Source organism: Burkholderia arboris, assembly GCF_902499125.1.
Lineage (GTDB): Bacteria > Pseudomonadota > Gammaproteobacteria > Burkholderiales > Burkholderiaceae > Burkholderia > Burkholderia arboris.
The window spans coordinates 108661-123544 of the sequence record NZ_CABVPX010000003.1; the positions used below are offsets into that span (position 1 = coordinate 108661).

10 protein-coding genes are annotated in these 14884 nt (G+C 63.3%); 4 read left to right on the plus strand and 6 right to left on the minus strand.

What is annotated here, in order from left to right; all coding sequences use genetic code 11:
• Positions 1 to 631: 631 nt before the first annotated feature.
• Genes BLA15945_RS04910 through BLA15945_RS04925 form a run of 4 tightly spaced genes read left to right on the plus strand, consistent with a single transcriptional unit; the run spans position 632 to position 7467 of the window.
• Positions 632 to 2755 (plus strand): type VI secretion system Vgr family protein, encoded by a 2124-nt coding sequence (locus tag BLA15945_RS04910; RefSeq protein WP_174991653.1) that lies wholly within the window; start codon positions 632 to 634, stop codon positions 2753 to 2755.
• On the plus strand, positions 2755 to 3681 hold the full coding sequence (locus BLA15945_RS04915) for a DUF4123 domain-containing protein (RefSeq protein WP_174991654.1): 927 nt from the start codon (positions 2755 to 2757) through the stop codon (positions 3679 to 3681). Before BLA15945_RS04910 ends, BLA15945_RS04915 begins: the two co-directional genes overlap by 1 nt.
• A 10-nt stretch (positions 3682 to 3691) precedes the next feature.
• The gene (locus BLA15945_RS04920; RefSeq protein WP_174991655.1) at positions 3692 to 6520 is read left to right on the plus strand and encodes a toxin VasX; all 2829 of its coding nucleotides are present in this window, start codon (positions 3692 to 3694) and stop codon (positions 6518 to 6520) included.
• On the plus strand, positions 6517 to 7467 hold the full coding sequence (locus BLA15945_RS04925) for a DUF6708 domain-containing protein (protein ID WP_174991656.1): 951 nt from the start codon (positions 6517 to 6519) through the stop codon (positions 7465 to 7467). The genes BLA15945_RS04920 and BLA15945_RS04925 overlap by 4 nt, the downstream gene beginning before the upstream one ends.
• 182 nt (positions 7468 to 7649) lie before the next feature.
• On the opposite strand, the gene BLA15945_RS04930 is transcribed toward BLA15945_RS04925, so the two are convergent.
• From BLA15945_RS04930 to BLA15945_RS04955, 6 genes are all read right to left on the minus strand, one after another.
• On the minus strand, positions 7650 to 9107 hold the full coding sequence (locus BLA15945_RS04930; protein ID WP_059238522.1) for an OprD family outer membrane porin: 1458 nt from the start codon (positions 9105 to 9107) through the stop codon (positions 7650 to 7652).
• A 165-nt stretch (positions 9108 to 9272) separates the two neighbouring features.
• Entirely contained in the window at positions 9273 to 10292 is a 1020-nt protein-coding gene (locus tag BLA15945_RS04935) for an ABC transporter ATP-binding protein (protein WP_174991657.1), read from the minus strand.
• Positions 10289 to 11281 (minus strand): ABC transporter ATP-binding protein, encoded by a 993-nt coding sequence (locus BLA15945_RS04940; protein WP_174991658.1) that lies wholly within the window; start codon positions 11279 to 11281, stop codon positions 10289 to 10291. Before BLA15945_RS04940 ends, BLA15945_RS04935 begins: the two co-directional genes overlap by 4 nt.
• Before the next feature lie 97 nt (positions 11282 to 11378).
• Positions 11379 to 12281 (minus strand): ABC transporter permease, encoded by a 903-nt coding sequence (locus BLA15945_RS04945; RefSeq protein ID WP_059238516.1) that lies wholly within the window; start codon positions 12279 to 12281, stop codon positions 11379 to 11381.
• Between the two features lie 13 nt (positions 12282 to 12294).
• The gene (locus BLA15945_RS04950) at positions 12295 to 13233 is read right to left on the minus strand and encodes an ABC transporter permease subunit (RefSeq protein ID WP_059238514.1); all 939 of its coding nucleotides are present in this window, start codon (positions 13231 to 13233) and stop codon (positions 12295 to 12297) included.
• A gap of 11 nt (positions 13234 to 13244) precedes the next feature.
• Positions 13245 to 14858: a peptide ABC transporter substrate-binding protein gene (locus BLA15945_RS04955; protein WP_174991659.1), complete on the minus strand. Its 1614-nt coding sequence runs from the start codon at positions 14856 to 14858 to the stop codon at positions 13245 to 13247.
• Positions 14859 to 14884: the final 26 nt, after the last annotated feature.

Genomic DNA, 14884 nt, shown 5'->3' on the forward strand with positions numbered 1-14884 from the left:
CCGAACTCCGGATTTCGTACGACGAAATTTATTCGATAGATATTTTTGATTAGCTACATTTACAAAAAATATATCGAATAATTTCGCATTCCTTCATGAATATCGATCTTATCTCACTGGAGCAAATTTGCTCGTCGCATGGCTGCGTCATTTCTGAAACAGTTACGCAATTCGACATTTACAGATCTGACCGAGGTCGCTTTCGACCTGCCAGCGCATTCACTAAATCGTCAGGCATCACTTTCCTCTCGCGCACCACTCCATTTTCGAATTTGTCCCATAGACGGACATGTCGTCTTCGTCAACCATCACCACTCAAGCGTCCGCATGCACCGTCGGCGGCGTCATGAAGATGGCGATTACGTTGCTCACCGAACATACCCACGGTCGAATGATCGCTACGTAAAACATGCCTGCAGGTAAATGAATTCAAAGCATGAAGCAAAAGACGAGTCTCCCGTTCGATATCGTCGACAACGGCAACCATGCAGCGTTGGCAGGCTGAAAGCCCAGGGATGTTGCTGCGATGGCTCGTTTGGTGACGCCCCCAAGCCGGGTCTTGTGGTGGACGTTCATCACTACTCGTTCGGCAATACATTGTGAAAGCCATTTTCGAGGTAATGAGCCGACTATGCCCACGCAATCCGACCTGCGCTTTACCTTCACCGCTGGCGATGAATCGTTCGAGGTGGTGGAGTTCACACTGCACGAGGGGTTGTCCGAAACCTTCCTGTTGCAGATCGAACTCGCCAGCGCCAACGGCGCCATCGACTTCGGCCAAGTGCTCGATCGCAGCGGCCTGCTCACCATCTGGCAGGGCGGCGTGCCCGTGCGTTACGTGTACGGCGCGGTGTCCAGTTTCGTGCAGCGCGACACGGGTTTCCGGCGCACTCGGTATGCCGCTGTAGTCGAGCCGCGCCTGGCGCGCCTGAAGCTGTCTTCCGACTGGCGCATCTTCCAGACTCTGAGCGTGCCTGAGATCGCCACGGTCGTGCTCAAGGCGCATCACCAGACGCTGGACTATGAACAGCGTGTCACCAACGAGCATCTGGCGCGCGAGTACTGCGTGCAGGCCGGTGATACCGACTACGATTTCGTCGAGCGCATCCTGCGCGAGGAAGGCTTTTTCTACGCCTTCCAGCACAAGGCCGACGGCCACCGGCTGATCCACTGCGATCGACTCTTTATCTTCGGTCGCCAGCAGGGCGAGCCGGTGCTGTATAACCCCACACCCGGCGGCGACCAGTCGCAGCCGTGCCTGCGTACGTTCGCCTATACCGAGAACGTGCGCACCGCGCGCCAGGTGCAGCGTGACTACACGTTCAAGAGCCCACGCTATCCGCACGAATATCCGCGTGAGGGCACTGACCTCCATCACCAGGGCCGCAGCTACGCGCGCTACGACTATCCGGGCCGCTACAAGCACGAGGGTAGCGGCAAGGCCTTCACGCAAGACCGGCTGCGCGGCCACCGCCGCGATACGCGTATCGCGCGGGTTAGCGGCGACGATGCGCGCCTGCAGCCGGGCATCGCGTTCGACCTGACTGGCCACCCGCGTGAGGACATGAACCGCGGCTGGCGTCCGGTCAGCATCGTGCATCACGGCGTACAGACCACCAGCCAGGCGGAGGAAAGCGCTGACGCGCGGCAAGGCACGCACTACCGCTATGACGCCGTACTGGTGCCGGACGATATCGAGTGGCGCGCCGAGCCGCTGCCGCGCCCGCGCATCGACGGCCCGCAGCCGGCGACCGTGGTGGGCCCCGAAGGCGAAGAGATCTACACCGACGAATTCGGCCGGGTGAAGGTGCAGTTCCCATGGGATCGCGACGGCAAGCACGACGAGCACAGCTCGTGCTGGATCCAGGTCGCGCAGAATTGGGCCGGCGCGACGTGGGGGCATATGGCGATCCCGCGTATCGGACAGGAAGTGATCGTGGTCAACCTGGATGGCGATCCGGACCAGCCTCTCATCATCGGGCGGGCGTACAACCGCCTGCAGTTGCCGCCGTACGAACTGCCGCGGCACAAGACGCGGATGACAATCAAGAGCCAGACGCACAAGGGCGAGGGCTACAACGAACTGCGCTTCGAGGACGAGAAGGACCAGGAGGAAATCTACGTCCACGCGCAGAGGGATCAGAACATCCACGTCAACCACGACGAAACCACCTTCGTGGGCAACGACCGCAGCGAGCAGGTCGAGCACGACGAAACGATCGCCATCGGCAACGATCGCAAAGAAACCGTGGGCCACGATGAGCAAGTCACCATCGGTCAGGACCGTCGCCACGACATCGGGCAGGACGACTTCCTGGGCATCGGACGCAACCACACCATCCACACCGGCAAGGACCGCATCGAAGAGGTCGGCAACCACCGCCGCGACACGACGGCTGCCGATCACACGGTGGACATCGGCGGGCATCAGACGCAGCGCGTGCAAGGGCGTGCCGAACTGGAGGCGGGGCAGGCCATTCGCCAACGCACCAAGGTCTATGAAATCAACGCTGCCGATTTGCTGGAAGTCAAAGGCCCAGGTGGCACCGTGCGCATCGATGGCGGCGGAATCACGCTGGAAGGCGTGACGATTCGGACGAAGGGGTCGATGCAAATCAACTCCGGCACGGCAAGCAACGCGCTCACGCTGCCTGCAGCGCCCCGTAAAGGGCAAGGTATGGACCTCGCCTGCACGATGCGCGTCGATGGTTCCTGCCCACGCAGGCCGTGTCCCTGCAGCAAGGGAGCAGCATGATGAACACGATCGATCCACTCCCCTGGTCGCGTCAGGTGGTGAGCACACTGCCTTGCACGAGCTGGGCGACGCTGGAACAGGGGCCGCGCCCCTGGCTTTGCTTAAGCGGGGTTCACAGCAAAGCGCTTGAAGAAGACGTGCAAGCGATCACCAAGGGCTTTGATTATCGTTGGGTCTGGCGCAACACGGCATGGGAGTACGGCTCCCCAGGCTATCGTGAAGGCCCCTTGCTGGTGCCGCTCGACGAAGCGGTGTACGCCCACGCCGTCGACCATTGGATAACCCGACAAGCCGGACTGATCCTGCTGGCCCCCGCTGATGGCGACGACCTGGTGATTCATCTGCAACGATTGCGTCAGTTGACGGCACCCGACGGCTTTCCGCTCGGCTTCAGCCTGCATGCCGCGCGACAACTCGAAGAACTCTGCGAAGCGTTGCCGACCGAACGTCTGTCCGAACTGTTCGGCCCTATCCAGCGCCTCATCTGGCATGCGGATGATGAGCGGACGGTTGAATGGTTGTTTGCCGATGCACCGGCAACCGATCATCCGCAGACCGTGACCGACGAACCCATCGCTTTGACGCACGACGACGAGTTCGCACTCAATCAAGCCAGCTTCGCATGGTTCATGCGCGACTGCGCCCGCGAGTTCCGCCACCGCTTTCCGGTTTACGACCATCCGGATAACGAACCAGTGCTACGGCGCTACCTGATCCACTTCGCCAACGAAGCGATTGATCGACTAGCACTTACCGCAGAGCGGGACGTGCGCCACTACATGGAGCTGCGTTTCCGGTATCCGCATGATTTCTTTGCCACGGACGCCTCGTTGCGCAACATCTTGCTCCAGCGGCAGGTGAAGGGGAAACAGCGATTGTCCAATGCGGAGGCGCTGCTGGCGGCGCGGACCGCCGCAACGTCCTGAAGGACACCACATGGCAACCACCTCCCCAAAGGCCCTCGGCCCGAATCGTCCCAACGAGAAGCAAGTGGGCAAAGCCATCTCGCCGCCATCATGTGAACGAGGCGTGCCCGTCTACCCGTTGCGCTATGGCATCGCGGATCAAGCGCCGGATAAAACGGTGTTTTCCACACTTGGCACCGACGGCTATCCTGCGCTCACGGCGGGCAGAGCCTACGGCTTGCGCGTGCTGCGTCCAGGCAGCTACGTCTACCTCTGCTACTTCGAGAACGGTCGCATGTGGACGCAGCACTACCAGGTGACCGAGCAAGTGCGCTTTGCGCGCATCTGGTGGCGCAAGGCAGACGACGACCACGACGCACCGGGACGCCTGTCTGAACCGGATACCGCCGTGGCCAAGCCCTATCTGCTGGCACCCGAAACTGCCGAGACGGTATACGTTCTGGCGGCCGATACAGTGCTCACCCATGACACGCTCTGGCGTATCGAAACGAACAAGGACGGGCTGCGCGACAAACTCGCCACGACCGTCAAACCGGCAAATGGCGTCGGGCAGCCGCATGCGTTCAATGCCGCCCTGCTAGGCAACGCCACGCGCGAACTGGTACCGCCCGCCGTGTATGGCGTACCCATGCAGTACACGTGGAGCGAAATCTCGCTCCCTGACGGTATACCAGGGTACGGCGCTATCCTGACCGCCATGTCTATCGCCACGGCGCCGCGGAAAGACATCACACCATTGGCCGTGGTGTTGCAGGATCCGATCGGCGTGATCAGCGAGTTGCACCATCTGGCCGCAGACGCTGTCAAAGCGAAGGCCCGGTACGAGGGCAAGCATGCCCACAAACTGCAAAGTGCGAAGTACATCGCCGATTACTTCGCGGCCGCGCAACAGCGCGCGCAACGGTCACCCGACGTGGCCAAAGTCGTCGCCAGGCAGCGCGACCTGATCGACTACAACGGCGCCATCGCCTTTCCTGCGAAACACGCCAAACAGCTTTCCGAGTTCGATACCCGTATCACGATAGCCGTTTCGGATGTCGTGGCCTGGGTCAAGCACCTCGGCAAACCCAGACGGCTAGGTGCTGCGCTCAGTTGCTTCGACCTGACCGTGCTGTGCAACGCACGCGACTATGAAAAAGCCGTGTTCCAGTGTCTCGGTGCCCTGGTTCATACCGACGAAGGGCAGAAAACGCTGGCGGACATCGTCGAGATGTCGGCCGACGAAAGCCCCTATTGGCTGGCCTTGATCAACGGCAGCCAAGTGCTCATGGAGCGCGTGAAAGACAAGACACTGGACATTGCCAGAAACGTTTTCGACGTGGTGGACAAATTCCTCGAGGAGCACGCGGCCACGCCGGCTACCAACGCGTTGATCGGCTTGTTGCAGGCACTACCGCCAGAGAGATCCGCTGATGTGCTGGTGCGGCGCATGCGCCACGTGCTCGAAATCCGCTTCAACGCCACCATTGTTCTTTACGAACTCGCGGTCGCCGATTTCCAGCGCTTCCTTTGGGAATTCCAGGGATTCCAGACGCTGGGCGCGGAGCGCATGCGCGGCTGGCAACTGTCTTCGCCCACGGTGATTCATGTGGAAGGGGCAGCACGCGTCGTGTTTTACGACTGGGTCAAGGTTGGCGAAACCACTTTCCGTGAACTGGATCAGGCACCTCCCCAACGACCGGCTTTGCCACCGAAGCGTCCTATCCGGTTGGAAGGGAATCCCTTTGTCAATGCGGTGAATCGTGTGCGGGGGCCGGGGGGGTACGTTTTTACAGGAGTGGGGGGATATCTGGCTTGGAAAGGTCTAAAAGACGCAGGTACCGAGTTCAATATGGCAAGAAACGATGCAGCAAACTTTGCGAGCTTTCTTGGAGCTGGCAGCGCTCTCATTGGCACCGGAATTGAAATGTCGGCAACAGCAGTCGCGTTCGGTGCCGAAAAGCGTATCAACGCGACTCTGGCAGCCAGTGTCAGGGTATTTTCCGCCAAGTACGGTGTTGCCATGTTCGGTGCCGGAGGCGCCGGCCTTGCGGCATTGGCTGACACCGTTCGTGCAGGTAACGCGTTAAGCGACAGCAACACCGTGCAAGCTAGTATGTATCTGACTTCAGGTCTCGCCGGAGGTGTTATGGCGCTCGCTGCGTGGGGCGGGGGCACGGCAACCGTGGCGACTATAGTTGGCGGCACCGGCCCGGCCGCCGCAGTACTGGGTCTCACACCGGCAGGATGGGTCGTGGTGGGCCTGATTGCCTTGGGCGTGGGCATCGCCTTTTCCGTCGGAGCGGATCTTACGAAACATGGGCCAGTGGAGATATGGCTCAAACACAGCGCGTGGGGCGCCAATCACCGCCATTACACCAACAGCGAGGAACTCGATGCCATCCACGGTCTCTATTTCCGCCCGCGCCTAAGCGCGGAATGGGACCAAGCCTCCGGTTATGAGGTCGGCACGCTACGTATCCATTGCCAACTGCCCGGCGTTAACGATCGGCCTGGCGAGCGTTTCCAGGCACGCCTGAAGGTCACCCTTCGGGGCAATCTGCTAACGCGGATCGACGGCCCGATTATGCATCCCATGGGAAGCAATCCCATCAATTACAAAGCTCAATGCTTAGTCACCGCCCTTGGCCATACCGGCAGCGAGTGCGGCTGGGCTATCCAGATGCATGAGGACTCTGTGGTAGCGCTGGAGTACCTGTATCGGCCTGCACCGGAAACGCAGCCTGGTTTAGTCATCGATCAGGCTGGTGCACCAGCCCCGTTGGTATTCACCTCTAGCGGCTTGTTCCGTGGCCCGATCGATCCAGCCAAGCTGGAGCCGGTACGAGCGCCCAAATGAGCGATGCAATCAAACGGTTGCCGGGCAACCTGCGCCTGGGTGGCACGAAGCTGTATCACGGTCAGTGCACAGGCGCATCACCGCAGCCGGATGGCGTGCGGAGAGTCAATATGCAGTGTGTGGAGTTGGAGACCTATGCCAACTTCACGCGTGGAGGAAGCGCAGGATTCGTTGGAATGTCGGTCATTGTGACCATTGCAACCACGATCCTAGGTATTTCCATTGTTGGTCTGGACGAGATGACTGTCCAAATCGCGATGAATATGCTGATTTGCGCTCCACTTCTGACTGGAATGGCTTTTTTGTTTTACTACGCAAGCGGCGCGCACCGCTGCCGCGGCGGCTTCATCCGCATCCATCGCGGCACCCGCAAGCTGTACTTCATCTACCCCAACGACCTCACGCGCTTGCATGTGCTCGACTGGGATCAGCTCGAAGTCCTCGCCGGCTATATCCCTATCGTCTCGGCCAGCGGCTATGCCAGCCGTCATCCCCTCTACCTGATCGGCGTCGATCACGCCATGACCCCGCCCACCGAGATCTGCGCGGCAGCCGGCAATCTCGGCATGGTCGACGGCGATCGCTCCGCTCGATCGTTGTGGGCGTATCTGCAAGCCTTTATGGCACACGGCCCGGAAGGCTTGCCCGAGCCCCCGCCGTTGCCCCCCCGGCTCAGCCGCGGGCAGGCCACGTTGCAACCCTACCGCGACTGGTACGCCGGCTTGCGTCGCACGTTGGCCAGGCCATACGGCAAGCTCTGGGCACCTGTCACCATTCCCCTGTGGCTTGGCTGGCTACTGATCAACGCCTTTCCCGACAGCGTTGGGGCCTGGCTGCAATACCACGTGCCTTATGCCACGTTCTCGAACGAGATCGACGAACTTTGCGGCTTTGCCGAGACACGCAAGCCAGTGATCCGCGTCAACTGCGAGATCATCGAACCATGACAACGACAGTCAAGAACAGGCTGCCATCTGGCTTGTCGATGCACCAGCGGCTGTGCTTACTACGGTAGTGGCACAAACCATCCAACAGTGATCCGCATCAACCGATCCAGATTCGGCAAATACGCGTATTGAGCGCGCGGACGTCGCCGCGCGCATGCCCTTCCAGTTTCTCGCCCCGCCAATCAGAACGCGTGCAGCGGCAGGTTCACGACCAGACGGTACTCGCGGTTCGTCGCGTCCGAGTAGTGAGCCGAACCGTTGTGCCACATCGCGATGAACGTGACCTTCGTGTCCTTCAGCTTGCCGCTCTGGAACGTGTACGACGGGATGAAGCCGAACTCGTGGTGACGGCCCTGCACCGGCGCGCCGTTGCTCCAGTAGATGCTCGACTTGCTCGGGTCGTTCGCCGCCCCCGCGCTGCCGTCCGCCCCCCAGCCCGTCACGCCCCAGACCATCGCCTTGAAGCCCGGCAGGCCCGCTTCCTTGCCGTAGAACGTGTAACGCAGCTGCAGCGATTTTTCGTGCGGCGCGTTGTAGTCGACGTCCATCGAGTTGGTCAGGAAGATGCCGTTCGTTTCGTTCAGGTAGTCGAAGAACTGGTCGCCGAGCACCTGCTGGAAGCCGAGCAGCAGCTCGTGCGGGCCGTGCTGTGCGGCCACTGACAGGCTGTATGCGTTGTTGTCGATCTTGCCCTGCAGCGCATCGCCCGTGTCGTGCGTCGAGTAGACGTTGCCGAAGCCGGTCCACTTGATCGTCTGCGGGCTGCCGATGCTGTGCTTCACCGACGCGTAGTACTGGTGCCACACGTCGTCGGCCTGGTTCGCGTACAGCGCAACTTCGCCGTTCGGCGAGTAGTCCCACGTGCCGCCGACGTACGACAGGCGATTGACGCGCGTGCCGCCGTACTGCGTCGTCAGGTTCGTGAGCGTCGTGTGACCGCGCGCGTCGGTCTTCGTGAAGCTGCCGGCCTCGAGCATCACGTTCTTGAATTCATTGCTGACGATCGTCGCACCGAGGAACGTCGGCGGCAGCGCACGGTTGTCGTGCTGCTCCATGAACGGGTTGTCGACGGCCTGCAGACCGTACTTGACCACCGTGTTCGAGATCCGCGCCTTGATGTCGTAGATGCCGGGGTATGCCCACGCCAGCTGGTTGCCGCCGCCGCCGCCCTTCGCGATGTGCACCATGCTGCCGGCACCCTGGCCGCCGTCGAGCTTGAGTGCCGCATACAGCGATGCGTCGAAGCCGATCCCGATCAGGCCCGTCGTGTAGCCCGACTCGAAGTTCGCCATCGCGCCCTGGACCCATGCGTGGCGATGCGGGCCGCCCTTGCTGTCGAGGACGTCCGAGTAGTTGCGGAACAGGAAGTCGAGGTGGCTGTCGGCGATGAAGCCCTTCGACTTCGACTGCGCCGACGGCTCATCGGGCGGCGTGACGGCCTGGGTCGCTTCGGCGTTGACAATGGCGTTCTGCGTCGGTGCGCCCGTGCCGTTGGCCGGTGCGGCCTGCGCGACCGTCAGCGGCGCGGGGGCCGCGTCGTCGGCGTGCGCGACGCCCGTCAACGAGACGCCGGCGAGTGCCGGCAGTCCCCATGCGAGCAGCATCTTCGATGCCGTCCCGATCGTCTTCTGCTTTTTCATCGTAATTCTCGTCTTGTGTTGATATCGTCCACGCCGGTTGCGATCCGCTTCCGGCCCCCCGGCGAGCCCGGCTAAGGACGCGCCTGTACCCGCGGCGCGAAGATCGTTCGCGCCGCACCTACCCCTGTTGACCTGCCTTGGTTATGTTTGCTGCGTCACTTCACATCACGCCGCGCCCGCGCGGATGCATGCGACGCGCGCCGCCGACCCCCGCCGAACTTCCGGCAGCGGCACGTCCTGCGCACACGCGTCGATCGCGACCGGGCAGCGCGTGCGGAATGCGCAGCCGGACGGCGGGTTGAGCGGCGAGGGCATCTCGCCCGCCAGCAGCATCGGACGGCGAGCACGCTCGCGCGCCGGCTCCGGCGTCGGCGCCGCATCGAGCAGCGCCTTCGTGTACGGGTGTTGAGGCACGCCGTACACGTCATGCCGCGTGCCGAACTCCATCACGCGGCCGAGATACATCACGAGCACACGCTGGCTGATCGCCTTGACCACCGCCAGATCGTGCGCGACGAACAGATAGGACAACGACAGTTCTCGCTGCAGGTCGCGCAGCAGGTTCACGATCTGCGCCTGGATCGACACGTCGAGCGCCGATACCGGTTCGTCGCAGATCACGAGCTTCGGCTCGCCGATCAGCGCACGTGCAATTCCGACGCGCTGGCACTGCCCGCCGGAAAATTCATGGGGATAACGCAACAGGTGATGCGCGTTCAGGCCGACGCGTTCGAGCATCGCGATCACGCGGCGGCGCACTTCGGTGCGGCCGAGGCCGGACTGGTGCGTGACGAGCGGCTCCGCGACGACCTGTTCGATCGTCATGCGCGGGTCGAGCGACGCAAGCGGATCCTGGAAGATCATCTGCACTTCGCGCCGCATCGCGTTGCCGCGCAGGTGATCGGGCGTGACGGCTTCGCCGCGCCATTTCACGGTGCCGGCCGTCATCGGCACGAGGCCGATCAACGCGCGCGCGAGCGTCGACTTCCCACAGCCCGATTCGCCGACGAGCCCCACCGTCTCGCCGCGTTTCACGTCGAACGACACGCCGTCGACCGCGCGCAGCGTGCCCTTCGGCGACCACGGATAGCCGCCGAGCGGCACGCGGAAATGCACCTTCAGATTGTCGACGGACAGCAGCGTGTCGTCCGTCGCGCCGGCATCGCGGCGTTCATTGACGCTCATCGCAAACCTCCCGTCAGATCGGCCACGGGCCGGTGGCATGCGCGCACCGCGCCCACGGCGCCATAGGTTTCGAGCGCGGGGCGCGCGGCGCCGCAGCGTTCTTCCGCATACGTGCAGCGCTTCGCGAACGCGCAGCCGGCCGGCGCGGTGCCGGGCATCGGCGGATTGCCGGGAATCGCGACGAGCGGCGTGTCGTCCGCGTCGGTCAGGCGCGGCAGCGCATTGAGCAGGCCGATCGTGTACGGATGCGACGGCGCCGCGAAGATCGATTCGGCCGGCGCATGTTCGACGGTGCGGCCCGCATACATGACCATCACGTCGTCCGCGAGGCCGGCGACCACGCCCATGTCGTGCGTGATCAACACGATCGCGGTGCCGCGCTCGCGGTTCAGCTCGCGCAGCAGGTCGATGATCTGCGCCTGCACGGTCACGTCGAGCGCGGTGGTCGGCTCGTCGGCGATCAGGATTTCCGGCTCGGACAGCAGCGCCATCGCGATCATCACGCGCTGCCGCATGCCGCCCGAGAACTCGTGCGGATACATGCGGATGCGGCGTGCCGCATCGGGAATGCGCACCGATTCGAGCGCCTCGATCGCGCGCTTGGTCGCTTCCTTGCGCGACAGCTTGCGATGCAGCTGCAGCGTCTCGGTCATCTGCCGCTCGATCGTGAGGAACGGATTGAGCGACGTCATCGGATCCTGGAAGATCATCGCGATCCGGTCGCCGCGCACCGCGTTCAGTGCGCGCGTATCCATCTCGAGCAGGTTGTCGCCGCGGTAGCGGGCGGCGCCCGTCGTCGCGCCGTTGCCGGCCAGCAGGCCGAGCAGCGCCATCACGGTCTGGCTCTTGCCCGAGCCCGATTCGCCGACGATGCCGAGCGTCTTGCCAGCTTCGAGCGAGAATGACACGCCGCTCACGGCGTCGATCGGCGGCGCATCCTTGCGCGTGAAGCGCACGCCGAGGTTGTCGACTTCCAGCAGTGCTGTCATGTCAGCCTCCGCCGGGCCGCCCGGTACTTCGATGGAAACGCCCGGGGGGGCTGCGCGCCCCCGGGCGAGCGAAGCGAACGTGGGAGTTGTTTCATCGTCAGCGATCCTTCGGGTCGAGCGCGTCACGCAGGCCGTCGCCAACGAAGTTCACGCAATAGAGCGTCACGCACAGCATGACGGCCGGAGCCAGCAGCAGCCACGGCATCGATTCCAGTTTCTGCGCGCCGTCCTGGATCAGCACGCCCCAGCTCGTCATCGGTTCCTGCACGCCGAGGCCGAGGAACGACAGCACCGATTCGGTCAGCACGATGTTCGGCACCGAGACCGTCGCGTACACGACGACCACGCCGAGCAGGTTCGGCACGACGTGGCGCAGCACGATCGACGCCGGCGACACGCCGATCGCACGCGCCGCATCGACGAACTCGCGGTTGCGCAGCGACAGCGTCTGGCCGCGCACCACACGCGCCATGTCGATCCACGAGAACGCGCTGATGGTCAGCACGACCAGCATGAACGAGCGGCCGAACAGGGTCATCATCAGGATCGCGATCAGCAGGTACGGGATCGCATACATCATGTCGACGACGCGCATCATCAAGGAGTCGACGCGGCCGCCCGCGAAGCCCGCGGTCGCGCCCCACGCGACGCCGAACAGGCCCGACACGAGCGTGCCGAGCAGGCCGACCTCGATCGACACGCGGCCGCCGATCAGCGTGCGCACGAGCAGATCACGGCCAAGCTCGTCGGTGCCGAACCAGTGCTGGTTCGCCCAGGTCGGCGGCAGGCTGATCGAGCCCCAGTCGCTCGCGGCGGGATCGGCCGCGAGCAGCCACGGGCCGACGAAGCAAGCGAGCGTGATCAGCGCGAGCAGCACGAGGCTGAGCACCGCTGCGCGGTTGTGAAGGAAGCGCGCGAACGCAAGCTCGAGCGGCGAGCGCGAACGCGGCGGCGAATCGGTCTGCACGGGCAGGCCGACGACAGGAGTAGTCGGAGTCATCGCTGTGCCTCGCTCAATAGCGGATGCGCGGATCGAGCCATGCGTACGCAAGGTCGACCAGCAGGTTGAACAGCACGGCGCAGACGGTCGTCAGCACGACGAGGCCGAGCACCAGCGTGTAATCGCGGTTGATGGCACCGTTCACGACGAGCTGCCCGAGGCCCGGCAGCGCGAACACCGATTCGGTGACGACGGCCGCCGTGATCGACGTGATGCAGACCGTGCCGAACAGCGACACGACCGGCATCAGCGCGGGCTTCAGTGCGTGGCGCAGCACGATCGTCGAGCCCGGCAGGCCCTTCGCGCGCGCGGTGCGGATGTAGTTGCTCGACAGCGTCTCGATCATCGAGCCGCGCATCACGCGTGCGAGCAGCGACACGTTGATGAGGGTCAGCAGCGCGATCGGCAGCAGCCGGTAGCGCCAGCCGCCGTCGCCCCAGCCGCCGGCCGGCAGCCAGCCGTTGCCTTCCGACGTCTTCAGCAGGATCGCGAAGATCCACACCATGACGGGACCGAGCACGAACGGCGGCACGACGTTGCCGAAGTTGCCGATCAGCATCACGAAGCGGTCGATCGCGCTGTCGCGGCGCACGGCCGCGACGGTGCCGAGCAGCACGCCGAACACGATCGAGATCGGGATCGACACGCCGCCCACGCCGAGGCTCACGGGCAGCGCCTTCTTCACGAGATCGTTCACCGACCAGTCGACGTAACGGAACGACGGGCCGAGATCACCGTGCAGCAGCGAGCCGAGATACATCAGGTACTGCTTCCACAGCGGCTCGTCGAGGTGGTATTTCGCGTTCAGGTTCGCGAGCGTCGCGGCGGACAGCTGCTTCTCCGTATCGAACGGACCGCCGGGCGTGAAATGCAGCAGCAGGTAGCAGACGGTGATGACCGCGAGGATGGTCGGCACCGCCCACAACGTGCGCCTCAATGCGTAGGCCAGCATGATCGCTCCGCTCAGTGCTTGATCAGGTACATGTCCTGCGAAGCACGCATGTCGATCACGTTCTTCAGCGAGTAGCCGCCCACGTAGGACTTCACGAGACGGTCGGCCGAGTACTGGAACAGCGGCACCATCGGCGTGTCGTTCATCGCTGCGTCGTGCGCCTGCGTGAGCAGTGCGGCGCGCGCCTTGTCGTCGAGCTTCTGGTTGCCTTCCTCGACGTACGTGTCGACCTGCTTGTTGCAGTAGCCGACGGTGTTCTGCGAGCTGCCGCAGCGGATCAGGTCGAAGAAGGTCATCGCGTCGTTGTAGTCGGCGAACCAGCCGTCGCGAGCGATCTGCACCTTGCCGTCATGACGCTCCTTCATCAGCACCTTGAACTCGACGTTCTCGAGCTTCGTGTTGACGCCGAGCTTCGTACGCCATTCCGATGCGGTGAACAGCGCGACCTTCTTGTGCAGGTCGTTGGTGTTGTACGTCAGCGTGAACGACAGCGGCTTCGCATCCGAGTAGCCGGCCTGCTTCAGCAGGTTCTTCGCGGTTTCGACGCGCTTGGCCATCGGCCACGCCGCCCATTCCGGCGTGAACGACTGCACGCCCTTCGTGCCGTTCGGCATCAGGCCGTACATCGGCTTCTCGCCGGCCTGCGTGAGCTTCTGCGTCAGCACGTCGCGATCGATCACCATCGACAGCGCCTGGCGCACGCGCTTGTCCTTCAGCGCCGCGTCGCTGTTGTTCAGGTAGTAGTAGTACGTCGCGAGCTGCAGGCCCGGGCGCAGTTCGCCGCCGAACTGCTTGCTGACCTGCTGGAAGATGCCCGACGGGATCGAGTAGCTGTAGTCGATCTGGCCGGCCTGGTACATGCGCATCGCGGTTTCGTCGCTTTCGATCGGCAGGTACGTGACCTTGTTGATCACGACCTTCGGCGCGTTCCAGTACTTCGCGTCCTTCGACACGACGATACGGTTGTTCGGCTGCCAGTCGACGAGCTGGTATGCGCCGTTGCTGACGATGTTGCCCGGGCGCGTCCATGCGTCGCCGAACTTCGCGACGACGTCCTTGTTCACCGGCACGAGCGGCGCCATCGCGGTCAGTTCGGGGAAGAACGCGACGGGCACGTCGGTCGTCACTTCCAGCGTGTACGGATCGACGGCGCGCACGCCGAGCGTCGACGGCGCGGCCTTGCCCGCAATGATGTCCTTCGAGTTCTTCACGAACTCGACGAGGATCGTGTATTTCGAGCCGGTCTTCGGATCGACGAGGCGCTGCCACGAATAAACGAAATCGGCGGCCGTCACCGGCTGGCCGTTGCTCCACTTCGCGTCATGGCGAAGCTTGAAGATCCACGTCTGCGGCGTCTTGCGTTCCCACGACAGCGCGACGCCCGGCACGACCTGGCCGGATGCATCGATGCGGGCCAGCCCTTCGAACAGGTCGAGGCCGATCGTGTTGCCGGTCCACGATTCGATGTGCGCGGGGTCGAGCGACTCGACTTCGGCGGGCACCTGTCGCGTCAGATCCTGTTGAGGAGCGAGCGCGACGTTCGACGGGACGGTAACGGCGTGGGCAACAGGCGTCGTCAGGGCGAGCGCGGCCAGCACGGCCGACATGGCATGCAAGGATTTCATCGTGGCTGTCTAGAGAAGGTTGGTTC